Here is an 18,415-nt window from a genome sequence, read left to right on the forward strand (position 1 = left end):
ATATTATTATATTACTTTTCATAAGTTGAAGGTTGAGGAAAGTAAGCCGTTAAGACTTTATGTAAGTCTTTCTGATATTTAGCTATTTTTTTACTGTTGCCAACGTCGTTAATGCAAAAAAACAAAGGAGCAACATTATCTTTTTTAGAATTCAAAATAGCTTTATAATAAGCCAAACGATCACGCCGTCTGGTTTGTACATAATAATATTTTTCATCGCAAGGAATAATTTTTTTCTGAGAATACAGCCATAAAGGCATAGCGTGAGAATAAAAAGCCAGCTCTTCGGTTGTACGAAATTTATTGTTCAAAAAGCTTATAATTTCTTTATCAAAAAACTCAAAAGTCGCTTTTGCGTTAGTTTTAGTTGCGGGATAAGGACCATGTGCCGTAATAAATTTGGGGTTTGTCTCAACGTGTTTTTGTTCAAAAAATTTTAGCGTATTAAAATAAGACTGAGCATGTGGAGTTTTGGTAAATTTATATCCCGATAAACGCCTCGCCCGCCAATCAACAAAACCAAAAGGCAACCCGTTTGAACTAAAAAAACTCGCTTTTGTTGTCTGACGTGCCAAAAACACATCATCATTCAAATAAATATAATGTTCGGCAAGTTCCGGGATTTTATGCAAAAAAGCTTCAATAACATGAGAGTTAAAAGTCGGAAGGTATTCATGCGGAATAAAATCTTTATGATCCACTATCTGAATTTTTCCGTTTAACGTATTAAGCCAATTAGGAATTTGAGCATCTGTAACTAAAATAATTTTCCTAACCCAAGGGGCAAATGTCTCTAAAGCACGCAAAGAATAACGCAACTCTTCGTTGTCTCTAAAGCGTGCGTTTTCTAAACCGTTTGGGTGAATATTATTTTGTTTTGGTAAAAAACTATTGCGTTTTTCAGCGTGTAGCGGATCGCCTCCGTCAACCCAAGTATAAACAACATCAATCGGAAACTTTATCTCAAGTTTTTTTTGAATACGCTCGTCTATAGTCAACATTTTTTCCAGACAAGACCCACAACCGCCTGTGGCAGGGTGTAGCTCTATAAGCTCATCACATAACGCCGAATAAAAACGTCGAAAAAAAGAAGCCTTTGTTTTATATTCCATAACTAACTTAATTAAAAGAGAAAAAAAATAAAAGAGTTTACAACTTGCCTAAACCGAGAATCAAGTTTATATCAAGATTACAGTTTTTCAAAGTCAATTTTTTAGAACAAGCAAAATCATATCTTTGACATTTTGACTAAGTTTGAATAAAATATCTAACCGCAAACTAAAAAACATACAACATTTAATAAAAACAACTTTAAATTTAAACAAATATAACAATAAAACACTATAAAATGAGAGTTCTATGCAACGAATTATCTTAATGATTGCTATTGGCATTTCTATTTTAAGCACAAGTGCTTGCGCATCTCGTTTTAACACAGCTTCAAATCAGCTTCCACCAAGAACAAACGAAGACTATAGCAAGCTCTATCAAGGAATGCACCAAGGTCAAAGCGTTACCACCAACGATAAAGGTCAAACTTTAACTGTTGTCTTGGGGCAACCCTATATTTCTGCCTTAGGCGAAGCCTGCTTTGAAGCGACTATCGCAAATCAAGCAGACTCTCAAAGAGCTTTTTGTAAGCAAAAAGAAAATAAAAACGAGTCCGATTGGGTTCTTCGCCCTGCAATAAATATTGCCGTACAATAAAAAAAGATGCAAAACCAAAGCGTAAGCACAAATTTTTTATCCAGCTTAAAGTTACAAGGACGGGTTCTTTGGGCTTTATCTTTAAGAGAGATTCATGGGTTACATGGTCAATCTCGCCTTGGATATTTGTGGCAACTCATCAAAATAGCTTTTGGAATAGGCGTGTTTTGGGGAATTCGTGCGGCTATGGGCTTACAATATCAAAACGGTCTGCCTATTCCGATATTTTTGTTAATGGGTTTTAGTCCTTGGTATATGTTTTCTGATACAATCAGTCGCAGCATGGAAGCAGTAAGAACAAATCGCTCTCTTCTAACCTATGCGTATATTCGCCCTTTAGACTTATTTTTATCGGCAACTATCGTTACTTTTGTAACCGAATTTATAGTGATGGGTGCATTTTTGATCCTTACCCATTATCTTGGCTTCAGCATAGCCATATTAGACCCAATGAGTTTTTTCCTGACTTTTATTTTAATTTTATTTTTTTCCCTTGGTCTTGGATTAACTTTGGCATCTTTGTCTTTATATATACCTGTTATTGAAAAACTTGTTCCGATGGTAATGCGTGTCTTATTTCTGATTTCCGGTGTTTTCTTTTCTCCAAAAGCTGTTCCCGGTGTAGGAAATGTGCTTTTATGGAACCCAATGGCAACCTTTATAGAAATATTAAGAGGCTCTTTTTTACATTACAGTCCAAACCCAAGCCTAAATTTTAAAACACACGCTCTTATCTCTATCGGTATACTTTTTTTAGGATTACTCCTTGAACGTTATACAAGAAAAAAAGCCTACTTAGCACTATAATGGTATAATATTATGATAAAACTAGCTAATATTTATAAATCTTATAAAACAAAACATGGTAGAAAAATCATTCTAGATGATGTTTCCTATGACTTTAAACCGGGGATAAATACAGGAATATTAGGACCAAACGGCACGGGGAAGTCTACTCTTATCCGTATTATCGGAGGCAGCGAGCCGCCGGACAAAGGTGAAGTTATCAGAAACGCCCGCATTTCTTGGCCTTTGGGTTTTGCCGGAGGTTTCAATTCCAAGCTTTCAGGCAGAGAAAATATGCGTTTTATTTGCAGGCTATTTAACAAGCCTTTTGAAGAAACAGTCGCCTATGTAGAAGATTTTTCCGAACTCGGCGAATATATGGACATGCCTGTTTATACCTATTCATCAGGTATGAACGCCAAACTTACCTTTGGTTTAAGTATGGCGTTTCACTTTGATTATTACCTTATTGACGAAGTAACGGCGGTTGGCGACGCTTCTTTTAGAGAAAAGTGTGACAGAATTTTTAAAGAACGGATAAAAACTGCAACCCTCATTGTCGTATCACACAGCATGAACACAATAAAAAATTTCTGTAGTAAAGTGATTATACTTTCTAAAGGTAAGTTTATAGAATATGACGACCTTGATTTAGCCGCAAAAGACTATCAAGAACTCTGTAAAAGGAAAAAATAGTGTTAAAAAAACAAACAATTTCTCATTATAAACACCAACTAAAACAAAAAGTTAAAGAACGTAGTACAAAATCTATGCTTTATGTTTTTGTTTACTTTCCAACTGTTTTGATCTTTTTATACCTTTTTTTCATCCACTCGCCAATGTATATTTCCGAGTCAAACTTTGCCGTACGCAGTAACGATATGAATGCCGATGCAGGTGGTTTAGGCGGGCTTTTGGCATTAAGCGCAGCCCCAACTTCAACCGTTGCAGACGCACACATAGTCCAAGCATATATCTTATCAATGGATATGTTAAATCATATCCAAGCACAAGTTGACTTTGTCGGGCACTATTCAAGCCGTTCTCGAGACATTATTTCACGCCTTTCAAGAAACCATACACAAGAAGAACTTTTAGAATTTTGGCATTGGGCTGTTTCTGCTACCTATGACATGGATAAAGGCTTTATTACTGTTTATGTTAAAGCTTATACTCCGGAAATGGCACAAACTATTAACAAGTTAATATTACAAAACAGTGAAGCTTTGGTAAACCAAATGAATAACAGGGCTCACCAAGATTCAATCAGGCTAACCAAAGAAGAAGTTACACTTGCCGAAGAAAGGCTGGCGAAAGCTCGTATAGCGTTACAAGGCTTTAGAGACGGAAAAGAACTTTTAGACCCACAAGAAACAGCAAAAAAATTAGAAGAAGTTGTCGCAAGCCTCGAAGTTGCATTCGCCTCAACTCAAGCCGAACTCGCCGCCACCATACAAGTAAAAAGCAAAAAAAATATCCATGTAGTTATGCTCGAAAATAAGCTCAAAGCGTTAAAGGAACAAATCGCCAAAGAAAAGTCTCGACTAGCCGGCGTAAACGACAACAATGAAACTTTAAGCTCTGTAATCGGTAATTATTCACAACTAGTAATTGAAGAACAATTTGCTCAAGAACAATTGGTAAAAGCAATGTCAACCTTAGAAAGTGCAAGAATTAAAGCAATCAGCCAGTCTCGCTATATTATTCCCTTTCAATTACCGACCTTGCCTGACGAATCGCTTTATCCTCGCCCGTTGCTTTTTTCTTTTTTTGGGTTTATTGGATTGTTAATGTCATTAGGAATTATATCGCTGGTTGTTGCAGCAATTAAAGATCATGTGGAGAGTTAAATGCAACGTTTTTTTATAGTATTTGCCTTAATTTTAGTACCTTTTATTTTTTCTACTCAAGCAAAGGCTCAGACCACCTTGGATAACGGGTTAAGCGGAAACGGCTTTACCCAGACAACAAGCCCTTCTGCCATGCGTGGAACCGTACCATCTAATATGCCTATGTCCGGTTCACTGCCATCAGGGCAAGGAGCAGGACAAAAACCACAAGCCTTAACGATAAATCCAAATGAAGGGAACATGAATCAATCCCCACTCTTTGTTCCGGGTTACTCTCCTTTTTCCACAATATATAACAACAATTCAAAGCCGGCTTGGGCTCAAGGGGCTTATACTACTTATTTTAAATCAATACCGCCTTTTGGTGCCAACTTATTCCAAGGTTTCTTCGCCGGAACTTATCACGCCGGAATTAACGAAAAATATATTATTACTCCGGGTGATCGAATTTTAGTACATATTTGGGGAGCCACAGCTTTTGATGAAGTATTAATGGTCGATCAACAAGGTAATATCTTTTTACCTGAGGTTGGTCCCGTACGTGTTGGCGGCCTCCCGAACTCTTCGTTGCAAAATGCGGTAAAAGACAGTTTAAGTGCGGCTTATCGCTCAAACGTCCAAGCTTATGCAACATTATTGTCGGCTCAACCTGTTGCGGTTTATGTTACTGGCTTTGTAAAAAACCCCGGGCGTTACGCAGGTGGAACTACTGATTCCGCTTTATATTATATTGACCGTGCCGGAGGAATTTTACCTGAACGCGGAAGTTATCGCGATATAAAAATACAAAGAAACGGAAGAACCATAGCCTCAATAGATTTATATAATTTTATTCTGAAAGGAAATGTCTTTAACAGCGACCTGCAAGACGGCGACGTTATTGTTGTCGGACCTAAAGGTAAAAGTATTTTGGCGACAGGTTTAATTCCACAACATGCTGTTTTTGAAAGCTTAAACAAAAGATTTACCGGATCAGACTTAAACGCACTGACCAACCCTGAAAGTGCCACCTCTCATGTAAGCATAAGGGGAACAAGAAACACAGAACCTTTTCATGTTTATTTAACATTAAAAGAGTTTGACAAGTTTGAACTAAATCCCAATGATTCTGTGGAATATCTGGCGGATAAAGCCGGAAAAACAATTATGGTTTCCGTATCCGGTGCGACTTTAAATCAATCTCACTTCCCTGTTACCAATACAACCACCCTACGAACTTTATTGTCTTATGTAGCCGTTAACCCTGATCTGGCTCAAACTTCTGCCGTCTATATAAAAAGACGCAGTATCGCCGAACAACAGAAAAAGACAATTAAAGATTCACTCTGGCGACTTGAACACTCTGTTTTAACCGCTACTTCTTCATCTGCGAATGAAGCGGAAATAAGAATAAGAGAGGCAGAGCTTGTACAAAACTTTGTTCAAAGAGCGGCGACCGTAGAACCCGACGGAGTTGTAGTTGTAACTCATAACGGTTTAATTTCAGACATGATTCTTGAAGACGGAGATGAAATCGTTATTCCGCAATTCTCTGATGTCGTTCAGGTAAGCGGAGAAGTCATGATGCCAAAGGCAGTCGCCTATTCTTCTAAGTATACACTTAAAGACTATGTTAACAATTCGGGCGGTTACACAGACAGGGCTGATGAAAACGATATTTTAATCGTTCATGCCAACGGTGCTATTTCATCAAGCAGTAATACAAAAATCGGCCCCGGCGATTTATTAATGGTTATGCCTAAATATGATAGTAAAGACATGCAAATTGTAAAAGACATTACCCAAATTCTTTATCAAATTGCCGTTGCAACACGTGTTGTTGTTTCTATGTAGCGTTGCTGTCAAAATCAGCGTATAGTTCTCAATATTATAACTAGCTATAAACTATTGCTAAGCTGTAATCCAGCTTATCAATCTTTAGCTTTTTATTGACCAACACCTTAACTTATTATAGATTATAATTTTATACATATAGGCGGAGTTTATATAATGACAAAAAAGGCAGCGAAAAACCATATAGCGATTATCGGAGCTTCTTGTCGCCTTCCGGGTGAAGTGAACGATTTAAAAAGTTATTGGAATATTTTGGCTAATGGCGTTGATGCCGTTACCGAACTACCTGTTGGTCGTTTTAGTTTAGAGCGTTTTTTTTCTAAACTCCCTAATTTAGAAGGACATTGTTATACAAAAGCCGCCGGAATCGTAAACCATATCAAAGATTTTGAACCTTCTTTTTTCGGCATATCAAATAAAGAAGCCATAAACATAGACCCCCAACAACGTATGTTGCTTGAAACCAGTTGGGAAGCCTTTGAACACGCCGGTATAAAACCATCAGAAATAAAAGGTTCAAATACCGGTGTTTATATCGGTGCGTCAAATATGGATTTTAGTGTTCATAGTTCTGATGCTCCGACAAAAACCACCGCTTACTCCATGACGGGATCTGCTTTAAGTATTATCTCTAACCGAATTTCTTATATTTATGATCTACATGGTCCAAGTTTAACCGTTGATACTGCCTGTTCCTCTTCTTTAGTAGCCCTACACATAGCTTGCGAAGCCTTGCGAAACGGCCAAATTAACCTCGCTTTGGTGGGTGGTGTTAACGCCCTGCTTTCACCTTACCCCTTTATTGGATTTGCTAAAGCACAAATGCTTTCTCTTGACGGACGCTGCAAGGCGTTTGATGCCGCCGCAAACGGCTATGCCCGCAGTGAAGGTGCGGGTTGTCTTATTCTTAAGCCCTTACAAGATGCCATAAAAGACAATAACCTGATTATGGGAGTTATTGAAGGAACTGCCGTAAATTCTGATGGTCGTTCTCACGGAATAGCCTTGCCCAATGAGGCTATGCAAACAAAAATTTTAGAAGAAACTTATAATAATTTTAATCTTGACAAAAAAGAACTCGTTTACGTTGAAGCTCACGGAACAGGGACAGCCGCCGGAGACCCCGTTGAAACCTCTGCTCTCGGAAACGCCTTAGCAAAACATCTTAGCGGAATACGCCCTTTGTATATCGGCTCTGTTAAAAGCAATATTGGACACCTTGAACCGGCCGCAGGTATAGCCGGGATAATTAAAAGCCTCTTGGTCTTTAAACATAAAAAAATTCCGCCAAACGTTCATTTTAAAACTCCAAATCCCAACATTGACTTTGACGCTTTAAATATTAAAGTTCCTAGTCAAATAACGCCACTGCCTCAAGTAGAAAAAGGCGGTTTAATTAGCGTTAACTCTTTTGGTTTTGGCGGAACAAACGCACATGCCGTATTAAGAGAATTTACAGCAAGCAGTCAAAAAACTGCTGAAAAAAGCCTTAATGTATCTGAAACTCCTCTCTTTTTAAGTGCTAAACATAAAAACAGCCTAATTCAACAAGCAAAAGCTTACGCCGACTTAATTAAAGAAACAGAAGAAAGCGAACTTTACAATATCGCCTGTTCCGCCGCTTTTAACAAAGAAAGTTTAGAAAGTCGTAGCGTATTTTTTGCCAATTCAAAAACAGAATTAATTAAACAACTTGAAGCGTTTGTTCAAGATACAACAGAGTATAAATTTTATGCTCAATCCGTTGCCCAAAACGCCCAAGGTGCTTTCGTTTTTTCCGGAAACGGCAGTCAATGGTTCGGAATGGGTAAAGATTTGTTCCACAAATCACCTTTATTCAAAGAAACCATCAAAAAAATTGACAACCTGCTAGCTAAGCTTCAAGATTGGTCTTTAGTCGAAATGATCTCTAACCCCGAAGACTTTAAAGATTTATATCTTCAGGCTGAATATAGCCAACCTTTACTGTTTGCAATTCAAGTCGGTATCGTTGAATATCTTGCTTCCAAAGGAATAAAACCCACGGCCGTTCTCGGACACAGCGTCGGTGAAGTTGCGGCGGCTTATACGGCCGGTGCTTTAAGTTTAGAAGATGCCGTTAAAGTAATCCATTATCGCAGTCATTTATTAGGCGAATTAAAAAATTTAGGACATATGGCGGTTGCCAATATCAGCCTTCAACAAGCTCAAGAACTCTTGGCGGAATATAATGGCGAATTGGTCGTTGCGGCTATTAATACCGAAAAGTCTTTGACGGTTTCCGGAGAAACAACGCTTTTGCAAGCTTTTGTAAAAAAATGTACAAAATTGCATCATGCGGCAAAAATGACCAATATCAACTATCCGTTTCACAGCCATTTAGTAGAATCAATAAAAGATAAATTTATTTCATCGCTCAAAGACCTCAAACCTCAAAAGCCCACGATTGAGTTTTTATCTACCGTAGAAGGTTACAACCAAGACAATAAAGTGCTTGATGCCGACTATTGGTGGAAAAATATGCGTAACACCGTTAACTTTAATAAAGCGGTAGGAACAGCCATTTCACAAGGCATACTCCACTTTATGGAAATAGGCGCTCACCCTATTTTACAGTCTTATCTAAGAAATATTTTTTCACAACATTCCGTAACCGGCTGTTACCTATCTGCTTTAAAAAATAATGCAGATGAATATAATACCCTCCAAGATAACTGGAAGCTTGCTTGGCTAAAAGGTTGGAATATAGACTTTAAACAAATATTCTTAAAACCATATAAACGTAAAGAATTACCCGTTTATACATGGAACAGAGAATATTGTTGGCTTGAGCGTACACCTGAACACCGCTCTTATTTCGAAGGCGAAAGGCTTCACCCGCTTTTAGGTTGGGCTTTACCTCTTAACCCTTCTGTTTATGAAAACGTGATTAATACCGTTGATTTTTCATGGTTAAACGGACATATCGCAGGTAATTCGACCATCTTTCCGGCTGCCGGAATGATTGAAACAATACTCGCCGCCGCAAAAGAAACTTATCAAAAAGATCAAGTAGAAATTGAACGTCTCTCTATTTTGCGTGCTTTTGACTTGTCAAAAAATCTTACTCAAAGCACAAGAATTAAAATCAGCAAAGAAGACGGAAGTTTCTTATATGAAACTCGCCCATATATGAGCGGAGAACCTTTTGCCACGGTCTTTACCGGGCGTATCAAAACTATTGCAAACACACCGAAACCAAGCGAACTTAGTGATATTGATAAATTTAAACAAAACGCCGAAATTATAAACAAAGACGCTTTATATCAAACCGCCAAAGATTTTTTTCTTAACTACAAAGAAAACTTTCAAACGGTTAAACAGGCTTGGGTTAATAAAAACAAAGAAAATGCCGAAGTTTTTGCCGAACTTGAAACACCTTGTGCCGACTCTGCTAAGGGCATGTTGATTGCTCCTACTTTATTAGACGGAGCTTTTCATACTTTATTTTTACTCTTGGGAAAAGAGCGTGATAAAAACGCACGCAAGGTTTACTTGCCTTCATTTTTTGATGAAATTACTCTTTTTGCAGAGGGACAAGCCAAATTTGTACATACACAAATAGAACGAATCAGCCCCCGTTCTGTTGTTGCACGCTTTAAACTCTTTGACGCAACGGGTAAACCTTTAATAGAGCTTAGAGGCTGTCGCTTCCGCCGTGCCTTTAGCTTGGAAAGTGAATTTATTCCAAACAAAGCCTATCATCAAGTTTTAGAACCAAGCTTACATAGTTCGTCAAAGTTACATAACGCCAAGATCTCTTTGGAAAAATTAACGGAAGAGATAACAAAGTCAGTCAACGAAGAATTTACTAAACTCAATACAAAAAACAACAACGCTTTATCGCCTTATCTTCTTTTACGTTTTATTTCTTTAACCTCTGCTTATGATTATATTTCAGAAATCTTAAAAGTTTCTCAAAAAGAACTTTTTAACATCAACGAACAAATTTCCTTAAAAACAATAAAATCAGAACAAGAAGCTTGGCTCTATTTTATCATGGAAGTTTTGGAACAAGCAGAGTTTGTAAAAAAAGAAAACGAAGGTTGGCGTTTGTTACCCGACCCAAATCGCCCGCAAACCACACAGCTCTGGCAAACTTTAATTGCCGAATATCCTAATTATGCAACAGAAGCCGCTCTCTTATCATACCTAATAAACTTTAACCAAAAAAGCTTAAAAGAAAATCCGCCTTTAACTCTTCCACAGTCATTACAAAAACAATATTTTAATCATTCCGTAATGTTAACTCCTTTTGTTAAAGGGATTGAAACTTGTTTATCAAATTATCTAAATAGCAATAAAGACGGAAAGGCAATAAAAATATTGCAACTGGCAAAAGATTCTCAAACTTTGTTAAACACGGTAAAATATCAGCTTGACGACCTTAACATTTCTTATACAAATATAGAAAATAACGCTAATCAAGCGGAAGCTTTAAACAAGGTATTTTTCAAAAATAAAACGATTACATCACTCAGTCTGAATTTAGAAGAAGAGCTGACAGACGATTATAAAAATAAATTTTATAATCAAAATAACTTAATATTGATTGCCAATTGTTTATATGAAAGTAAACAAGCTCCAAAAATTTTGGACAATGCGTTTAAGATGTTGTCGCCAAACGGAATTTTATGTTTAAGCGAACATGAACCTGATAATTTTACAGATTATATATTTGGAATTCAACCGGAATGGTGGAATGATTCCATCGATAATCAAAACCCTGTTTCACGTTTTCAAAGCAAAGACGAATGGATAACCCACTTAAATCAAGCAGGGTTTAAAAACATACAAACAATTTCTTTAAACGACCCTCAAACAGGACCGGGCTTTATCTTATTAGCTCAAAAACCCGAAGAGACAACACAAGAACTTATTGTTGAACAGGCAAAACAGGAAAATAAAAATTACCTAATCTTAACAAAAGACAGTCAAACAGCAGGATATAAACTCGCCACACAGATAAAAGAACAACTCTCAATTAACAATATTTCTGTTACAATCATAGAAAGTAATACAAAGAAAGATATTGGTTCTTTATTTGAACTAAAAGATTGGAAGCAATTATTGGCAAATTATGATTTACAAAATTATAATATCTTGTTTTTAAACGCTTTTGAAGAAAATATTATTAATAACCCTTCAGAGTTGCTAAAACAACAAACCGAAAACTTAAACAACCTTGGAACCTTGGCAACCGCCCTTGATGAATTGAAATTTAAAGAGCGTTTATGGGTAATTACAGGCGGAGCTTTAAGTTTAACAGACTACAAAACTGCAAAATCAAAACTTCCTCAATCTCGTTTAATTCCTTCCCAAGGTGCGGTTTGGGGTTTTACTAAAGTCTTAATGTCTGAGTTACGCCACTTAAACGTTCATTTGCTTGATCTACACAATGTTCAAGGCATCAATAATCTTGTGCAAGAACTTTTAGCCCCAAGTAAAGAACGTGAATTAGTCTTTGCCGATGATTTACGCCTTAGCCCGAGAATAAAAGAACTTAACAATTATCAAGAAAAAGCTAAACCAATTAAAAGTGCCAAGCTTGACTTTGATATTCCCGGACGTTTACAAAACCTTTATTGGCGTGAAACCGAAGCAAAACAAGTTGCTGATGACGAAGTCGGAGTTTTGGTTAAAGCAGTGGGCTTAAACTTTCGAGACGTAATGTGGAGCCTTGGAATGCTCCTTGATGAATCGTTGGAAAACGGTTTTTCCGGTCCCGGAATGGGAATAGAATGTACCGGCGTTATTACAAGTCTTGGAAAAAATGTGCAAGACTGGAAAGTCGGAGACGAAGTTCTTTGTTTCGCCCCCTCTTGTTTCCAAACTCAAGTAACCACGAAAGCCGATGCCATTATCAAAAAACCAACACAGTTCAGCTTTGCCGAAGCCGCCACTATTCCCGTAACTTTTACTACCGCATGGTATAGTTTAAAACACCTTGCTAAGCTAAAAGCCGGAGAAAGAGTTTTGATCCACGGTGCTGCCGGCGGCGTTGGTTTGGCGGCGATACAAATAGCCCAACATTTGGGGCTTGAAATATACGCAACCGCAGGAGCGACGGAAAAACAAGCGTTCTTAAAACAATTCAATATAAAAGGAATTTATTCATCTCGTTCTTTAGCTTTTGTGGAACAAATTAAAGAAGCTACAAACGGTGAAGGCGTTGACGCGGTTCTTAACTCGTTATCGGGCGAGGCAATCTCGGCAAGCATTTCCTTGCTCCGTCCTTTCGGGCGTTTTTTAGAGCTAGGGAAAAGAGATTTTTATGCCGATTCTGCTTTACGTCTTAGACCGTTTAGTAATAACTTGACCTTTTACGGTGTTGACCTTGACCAACTTTTATTACACAAACCCATCTTGGCAAGAGAACTGCTCCAAGAATTAATGACTTTATTTGAACAAAAAATCTTTACACCTTTACCATATACCAACTTTAAACGCACCCAAACCGTTGATGCATTCCAAGCAATGCAACAAGCCGGTCAAATAGGTAAGTTGGTCATTACTATGGAGAGCGATGAAACCCAAAAGGATATTAAAGCTCTTGTTGAAAAACAAGCTAAACTCACGCTAAACTCTGATGCAACTTATCTTGTAACCGGAGGTACGGCAGGTTTTGGCTTTGCCACAGCCTTACGCCTTATTCAAAGAGGGGCAAAACACCTTATTTTATTAAGTCGCAGTGGTGTAAAAAATATTGAAACTCAAAATACTATTGAAGACTTTAACAAAAAAGGCTGTAAGATAAAAATTTGTTCGGCTGATGTCTCAGATGATCAGGCTTTGCAAACCAAACTTGATGAAGCTTTACAAAATATGCCACCTCTTAAAGGCATTATCCACGCCGCCGCAGTTTTGGAAGACGGCGTAATCTCGGGTCTTACACCCAAACGCCTTGAAAATGCTTTATCTGCAAAAAGTATCGGGGCTTGGAACTTACACAACTATAGCCTAAGCTCTAACCTTGATTTCTTTGTGCTTTATTCTTCGGCAACAACCGCCTTTGGAAACCCGGGTCAAGCCGCCTATGTCGCCGCAAACGGCATGCTTGAAACCCTAGTTGGTTTAAGAAAACAACAAAATTTATCGGCTCAATTTATAGGTTGGGGTCCTGTTGATGATGTTGGAATGCTCGAAAATAATCCAAAAGCAAGGCTTATGTTGACCAACATGCTTGGAGCTGATTGTTTAAAATCAGAACTAGCCCTTGATTGGCTTGAAAACAGTATTATGAAACAGATTGAACAAAGCCATTATTTTGCCTGCAACTGGCAAGGTAAATCAAGCGAAAATCTTTTTTCTTTGCCACGCTTTGAATTTTTAAGTTCACAAAAACAAAACAAACAAAGTATGGAAAAAACGCCTCAAGAAATGATTAAAGGGGTTTCGCAACAAGAAGCATTACAAATATTTGCAAATATTGTTTGCAAAGAAATAGCAAATGTTTTAATGATTTCTGTTGATTATTTTAAAATTGATACCCCATTGGTTCAACAAGGTATTGATTCATTAATGGCTGTTGAGTGTGGAATAGCCCTAAACCAACGTTTTGGTCTTAATAATTATGTTTTTGCGTTAAACGATAAAACAACAGCTTTAAGTATTGCCAAAGCTATGTATGAAATGCTCTCGGGACAGACCGAAACAGAACATGCAAAAGTTGAGCAAAGTAATAATGAAGAGCAGATTTTAGAACAGCTAAATCAACAACATGCTCTTAATTTAACCCAACAACAACGTGAGAAAATATTAAGGAATTCATAATAGTGGCGACTTCTAATAATTCAAAACCGGAAAATTCAAATCAACTTAGCTCGGACAAACAGCAAGAGTTACTTCAGACTTTAAAAATAAACCCAGCTTTACTTAATACAAATTTACAACCCAAAGCAAGACGTTCAAGCTCTATTCCGACAAATTACGCACAATTTGAAGAATTGCCTCAATTTAAACAACTTCAAGTTCAACGTGCAATTGCGGAAAAAATGAATGTCTTAAATCCTTTTTTTGCCTGTCATCAAACTATGGCAAAAAACAAGACCAAAATTAACGATCAAGAATTTTACAATTTTTCTACTTATGACTATCTTGGACTAAACGGACACCCCCAAATTAATGCCGCCGCAATAAAGGCAATGGAAGAATTTGGAACTTCCGCGGGAGCGAGTCGTTTGGTTTCCGGCGAACGCCCACCCCACAGAGAACTTGAAGAAAAACTTGCCAAACTTTATAAAGTTGAAAACGCTTTAACCTTTGTTAGCGGACACGCCACAAACGTCTCGGTTATTTCAACTCTCTTTGGACGAGAAGACGTTATCTATCACGATGCCTTGGCTCATAACTCAATTATACAGGGAGCTGTGTTATCAGGTGCAAAACGCTATTCTTATGCACATAACGACCCCAAAGCACTGGAAGAGTTATTAAAACAAACTCGCTCTCAATATAAACGAGCCTTAATCGTTAGCGAAGGCATCTTTAGCATGGACGGTAGTATCGTAAAGCTTAATGAATTAATCGAGCTCAAAAAAGAATATGTTAGTTTTTTAATGATTGATGAAGCACATTCTTTAGGGATACTCGGTAAAAGCGGGCGAGGCTGTTCAGAATATTTTAATATTAACCCATCTGACGTAGATATTTGGATGGGAACTCTATCAAAAACCCTTTGTTCTTGTGGTGGTTTTGTTACGGGAAGCAATACATTAATTGATATTTTACGTTTTTGTGCAGCAGGCTTTATTTACAGTGTGGGAATGTCTCCCCCGCTGGCGGCGGCTTCTGCCAAGGCTATTGACTTAATGCGTGCCGAACCTGAACGAGTGCAAAAACTTCAAGAAATCAGCTCATTTTTCTTGGAAGAAGCAAAAAAACGCAATTTCAATACCGGATATGCCCAAGGTTATGGAATTATTCCCATTATTGTAGGAAGTTCTTTGATTGCCGGACGTTTGGCAACTCACCTATTTAATAGAAACATTAATGTAATGCCTATTATTTATCCTGTTGTGGAAGAAGGATTGGCAAGGTTACGTTTCTTTTTATCTTCCGTTCATCAAAAAGACGAAATTATCAAAGTTCTTGATATTGTTGCGGAAGAACTTCCGAAAGTACAAAAATAAAAAAAGAGTGTAGCCTTGGAAACCGATTTTTTAAATATACGTTATGCCTGTCCTGATGATGCAGAAAAGCTCGCCGAAATAATCAGCGAAACAAGCGAAGGCGTTGTTGAACATTTATTTTCAAACTTAGTCCCTTTTTTAAAAGCCGAAAAAATTTTAGCTACGGCTTTAATGAAAGGAGAATCTCCATATTTATCGGAGAATATGACTCTTTTAACTTATGAAGAAAATATTATCGCCCTTTTGTTTTCTTATCCGGCTAAAGATCATTTTATTCCTTTGTTAATGGAAAATTTTATTTCTGATAAACGCCTTAAAATCGTACGCCCTATTCTTGAAACTGCTGTACCAAACAGCCTCTATATTAATACGATTTGGATTGAAGAACAGTTAAGAGGTCAAGGTTTCTCCGCCTTATTGATGAAAAGAGCTTTGCAAAATATGGAAGAAAAAAATTGTAATGGTATAAGTTTGTTTTGTTGGAATGATAACAAAAGAGCTTTAACTTTTTATAAAAAGAACAATTTTAAGCTTTATAAAGAAATTCCCGCAAAAGAAATTCCCATAAAAGGACACGACGAAGGCGGTGTTTTGTTATATAAAGCCTGTTAATAATCTTTTTATTTAGCAAAATATCAGCTTAATAGAATCAAAAACCAAGCCTAAAACGTTTATCTGCTTTTTAGCTATAGGGCAACACCTTGAAAACACATATCTTAATTACCGGAGCCGGTGGCGGACTAGGAACAGCTCTGGCAAAAGCATATGCAAGCCCCAATATTAAGTTAAGTCTTTTAGGGCGAAATACGGAACGCCTAAGCCAAGTAAAGCTTCTTTGTTCTCAACAAGGTGCAGAAAGCGAATGTATTTTTTGCGACTTAAACGATATTGAAAACAGTATTGAAACAATTAAAAAAATTGATGCTAAAACGCCAATAGATTTGGCATTCATCAATGCGGGAATTTCCTCGGGAGTTTTGCCAAATGGAGAAATGGAAGCGGTTTCTGACGTTTATCGTTTAATGCATCTAAATTCGACTTCTTCCATTACCCTTGGTTCAACAATACTTAAAGAAATGAACACCAGACAAAAAGGACAAGTTGTGTTTATCAGCTCCCTGTCCGCATATTTTCCGCTCGCCTCATCGCCGGCTTATTCAGCAAGCAAAGCAGCTATTTTAAGTTATGCTCTGGCTATGAACAGCTTTTATAAAAAAACTCCGATAAGAATAAGTGTTGCGTGTCCGGGCTATATCAAAACACCAATGAGTTTACGCCTTAAAGGGTTTAAGCCTTTTTATTGGACAGCCGACAAAGCCGCTTTTTATATAAAAAAACAATTGGAAAAAAATAACGATCATATTTCCTTCCCTTTTTTACTAAGCTTAGGTATTAAGAGTTTAAACTTTATGCCAAACTTTTTAAGCAACTTTTTTGCGGATTTTTTCAAATTTAGCGTTGAGCCCGATGCTGAATCAATCATGAACAAAACCAAAAAATAAATTTATGTCTGAAACTTTGTATCTTTTTAGCTTTAGCTTAGTCTCCGCTTTTATCATGATTGTATTACAACGCATATCAATGATTTTAAGCGAAAAAAGTCAATCTTTAAAGCTTAACAATATTCTATCTTTAATTATCAAGACCAAACCCAAAACTTTATTCGCAGAAATATTTACGGGGTTAGCCGGAATCTCTTTTTTTCTTTTCTTTTTTCTGTTTTTGCAACGTCCGATCAGTGCCTTAGTTTTAACTCTCGGTATAGGCAGTTTATTGGTTATTTTAAACTCGACGAAAGAAAATATTTTACACGAACCTATAGTTTTGGCTGATGCTTGGCTTTTAAAACAAGCCGTGCAATTTCCCGATTTATATTTACCATTTTTGCCTATAAAAAGATTATCTGTTTTACTTGGCGTAAGTTTGTTATTTTTAGTTTGGGCGATATTATTAGAAACCCCGCTCTACTCTTTAAATATATTTTTTAGTCTGATATTACCGTTTTGTGTTGTAACTATTTCAATCTTATTATTAATATTGATGTCTTATGCAAAATTGCCAAAACTCGCTTCTGTTATCTTATCACGCTGTCCGGTTAGTTCAAACGCAGTAAAAGACGCCCAAACCAACGGACCTTTCTCTGCGGCGTTAATACACCCCATAGCTTGTGGCAATTTTAAAAAACAAATTTTTACTTCATTTAAAAACAACAATGAGTTGATAAAACCTAAAAACACGATTTATCTTAACGAGTTAGAACTATTCCTCAACTCTCAAAATGTCAATAATCAAGAAGATCTTATCTTAATTCAAGCCGAATCTTTTTGGGATATACGCCCTTATTTTCATAATCTTAAAGACACAAACCTGCTTCCTAATTGGGATAATTTAAAAACAAACAACGGAGTTTTAAGTTTAACAACAAACCCCTTTGGGGCTTATACAATGCGTACCGAATTTAGCGTTCTCACCGGTTTAAAAGAAGAAGAATTAGGCCCTTGTTTTTTTAACCCCTATCTTTTTGCAAAAAATCACCCTCTCTGGTCTTTTGCAAGAGAATTAAAAAACAAAGGATACGAAACATTATGTGTCCACCCTTATGCCAAAAAATTTTTTAACCGTTCTTTGGTTATACCTAACCTTGGTTTTGAACGTTTTTTAGCCTTGGAAGAATTAAATCACCTTGAAAAATTTGGACCATATATAAGCGATTTGGCTCTGGCTGATTTAATAAACATTGAAATAAATCAAGCGAAAAATCCGCTGTTTTGTTTTGTAATTACAATGGAAGCACACGGTCCATGGTTAAAAAACAGGCTGCCTGAGCATGTAGTAAAAGAATATTTCAAAGAAAACTTTACACCTTTGGGCATTAAACAAGAAAATTTCAGCCAAGAAGAACAATATTATCTTATTCATTTGAAAAATATGGATAAAATGTTTGGAAAAATACAAAAACAACTTACTCTTTCAGGAAAAGGTAGATTAATTGTTTATGGTGATCACCCGCCAAGTTTGCCGAATTTAAGAAAAAAAGATTTATAAAAAGTTTTTTGCTGTTTTAATCTGAAAATTAGGTTTTACTTGTCG

General features: G+C 36.9%; 11 protein-coding genes. 10 read left to right on the forward strand and 1 reads right to left on the reverse strand.

Features of this window, described 5'->3' with window-relative positions; genetic code table 11:
* Positions 1–11: 11 nt before the first annotated feature.
* Positions 12–1,112 carry a stealth family protein gene (locus BT999_RS11540; RefSeq protein WP_072697942.1) on the reverse strand — a complete coding sequence of 367 codons (1,101 nt, stop codon included), beginning with the start codon at positions 1,110–1,112 and terminating at the stop codon, positions 12–14.
* 247 nt (positions 1,113–1,359) lie between these two features.
* Between BT999_RS11540 and BT999_RS11545 the strand changes: the two genes are divergently transcribed.
* The 10 genes from BT999_RS11545 to BT999_RS11590 all read left to right on the forward strand — a co-directional run bounded on the left by BT999_RS11545 (position 1,360) and on the right by BT999_RS11590 (position 18,370).
* The gene (locus BT999_RS11545; protein ID WP_072697943.1) at positions 1,360–1,707 is read left to right on the forward strand and encodes a hypothetical protein; all 348 of its coding nucleotides are present in this window, start codon (positions 1,360–1,362) and stop codon (positions 1,705–1,707) included.
* Between the two features lie 6 nt (positions 1,708–1,713).
* Positions 1,714–2,514, forward strand: coding sequence for an ABC transporter permease (locus BT999_RS11550; RefSeq protein ID WP_072697944.1), 801 nt, complete (start codon positions 1,714–1,716; stop codon positions 2,512–2,514).
* A gap of 12 nt (positions 2,515–2,526) precedes the next feature.
* The gene (locus BT999_RS11555) at positions 2,527–3,189 is read left to right on the forward strand and encodes an ABC transporter ATP-binding protein (protein ID WP_072697945.1); all 663 of its coding nucleotides are present in this window, start codon (positions 2,527–2,529) and stop codon (positions 3,187–3,189) included.
* A complete protein-coding gene (locus BT999_RS11560; protein WP_084650700.1) occupies positions 3,189–4,343 on the forward strand; it encodes a KpsE/RkpR family capsule polysaccharide export protein in 1,155 nt (384 codons plus the stop codon). The genes BT999_RS11555 and BT999_RS11560 overlap by 1 nt, the downstream gene beginning before the upstream one ends.
* Complete coding sequence (locus BT999_RS11565) at positions 4,344–6,176, forward strand: polysaccharide biosynthesis/export family protein (RefSeq protein ID WP_084650701.1); 1,833 nt, start codon at positions 4,344–4,346, stop codon at positions 6,174–6,176.
* A 156-nt stretch (positions 6,177–6,332) separates the two neighbouring features.
* A complete protein-coding gene (locus BT999_RS11570; protein ID WP_072697946.1) occupies positions 6,333–13,967 on the forward strand; it encodes a type I polyketide synthase in 7,635 nt (2,544 codons plus the stop codon).
* A gap of 2 nt (positions 13,968–13,969) precedes the next feature.
* Positions 13,970–15,325, forward strand: coding sequence for an aminotransferase class I/II-fold pyridoxal phosphate-dependent enzyme (locus tag BT999_RS11575; protein WP_072697947.1), 1,356 nt, complete (start codon positions 13,970–13,972; stop codon positions 15,323–15,325).
* Between the two features lie 15 nt (positions 15,326–15,340).
* A complete protein-coding gene (locus BT999_RS11580) occupies positions 15,341–15,937 on the forward strand; it encodes a GNAT family N-acetyltransferase (protein WP_072697948.1) in 597 nt (198 codons plus the stop codon).
* 89 nt (positions 15,938–16,026) lie between these two features.
* A complete protein-coding gene (locus BT999_RS11585; protein ID WP_072697949.1) occupies positions 16,027–16,827 on the forward strand; it encodes an SDR family NAD(P)-dependent oxidoreductase in 801 nt (266 codons plus the stop codon).
* Between the two features lie 4 nt (positions 16,828–16,831).
* A complete protein-coding gene (locus BT999_RS11590; protein WP_084650702.1) occupies positions 16,832–18,370 on the forward strand; it encodes an LTA synthase family protein in 1,539 nt (512 codons plus the stop codon).
* The last annotated feature ends 45 nt before the right edge of the window (positions 18,371–18,415 follow it).

Source organism: Desulfovibrio litoralis DSM 11393 (genome assembly GCF_900143255.1).
GTDB lineage: Bacteria > Desulfobacterota > Desulfovibrionia > Desulfovibrionales > Desulfovibrionaceae > Frigididesulfovibrio_A > Frigididesulfovibrio_A litoralis.

Coding starts and splice junctions, on each gene's coding strand:
- BT999_RS11540 (WP_072697942.1), bottom strand. CDS start 1,112: ATGGAATATAAAACAAAGGCTTCTTTTTTTCGACGTTTTTATTCGGCG.
- BT999_RS11545 (WP_072697943.1), top strand. CDS start 1,360: ATGCAACGAATTATCTTAATGATTGCTATTGGCATTTCTATTTTAAGC.
- BT999_RS11550 (WP_072697944.1), top strand. CDS start 1,714: ATGCAAAACCAAAGCGTAAGCACAAATTTTTTATCCAGCTTAAAGTTA.
- BT999_RS11555 (WP_072697945.1), top strand. CDS start 2,527: ATGATAAAACTAGCTAATATTTATAAATCTTATAAAACAAAACATGGT.
- BT999_RS11565 (WP_084650701.1), top strand. CDS start 4,344: ATGCAACGTTTTTTTATAGTATTTGCCTTAATTTTAGTACCTTTTATT.
- BT999_RS11570 (WP_072697946.1), top strand. CDS start 6,333: ATGACAAAAAAGGCAGCGAAAAACCATATAGCGATTATCGGAGCTTCT.
- BT999_RS11590 (WP_084650702.1), top strand. CDS start 16,832: ATGTCTGAAACTTTGTATCTTTTTAGCTTTAGCTTAGTCTCCGCTTTT.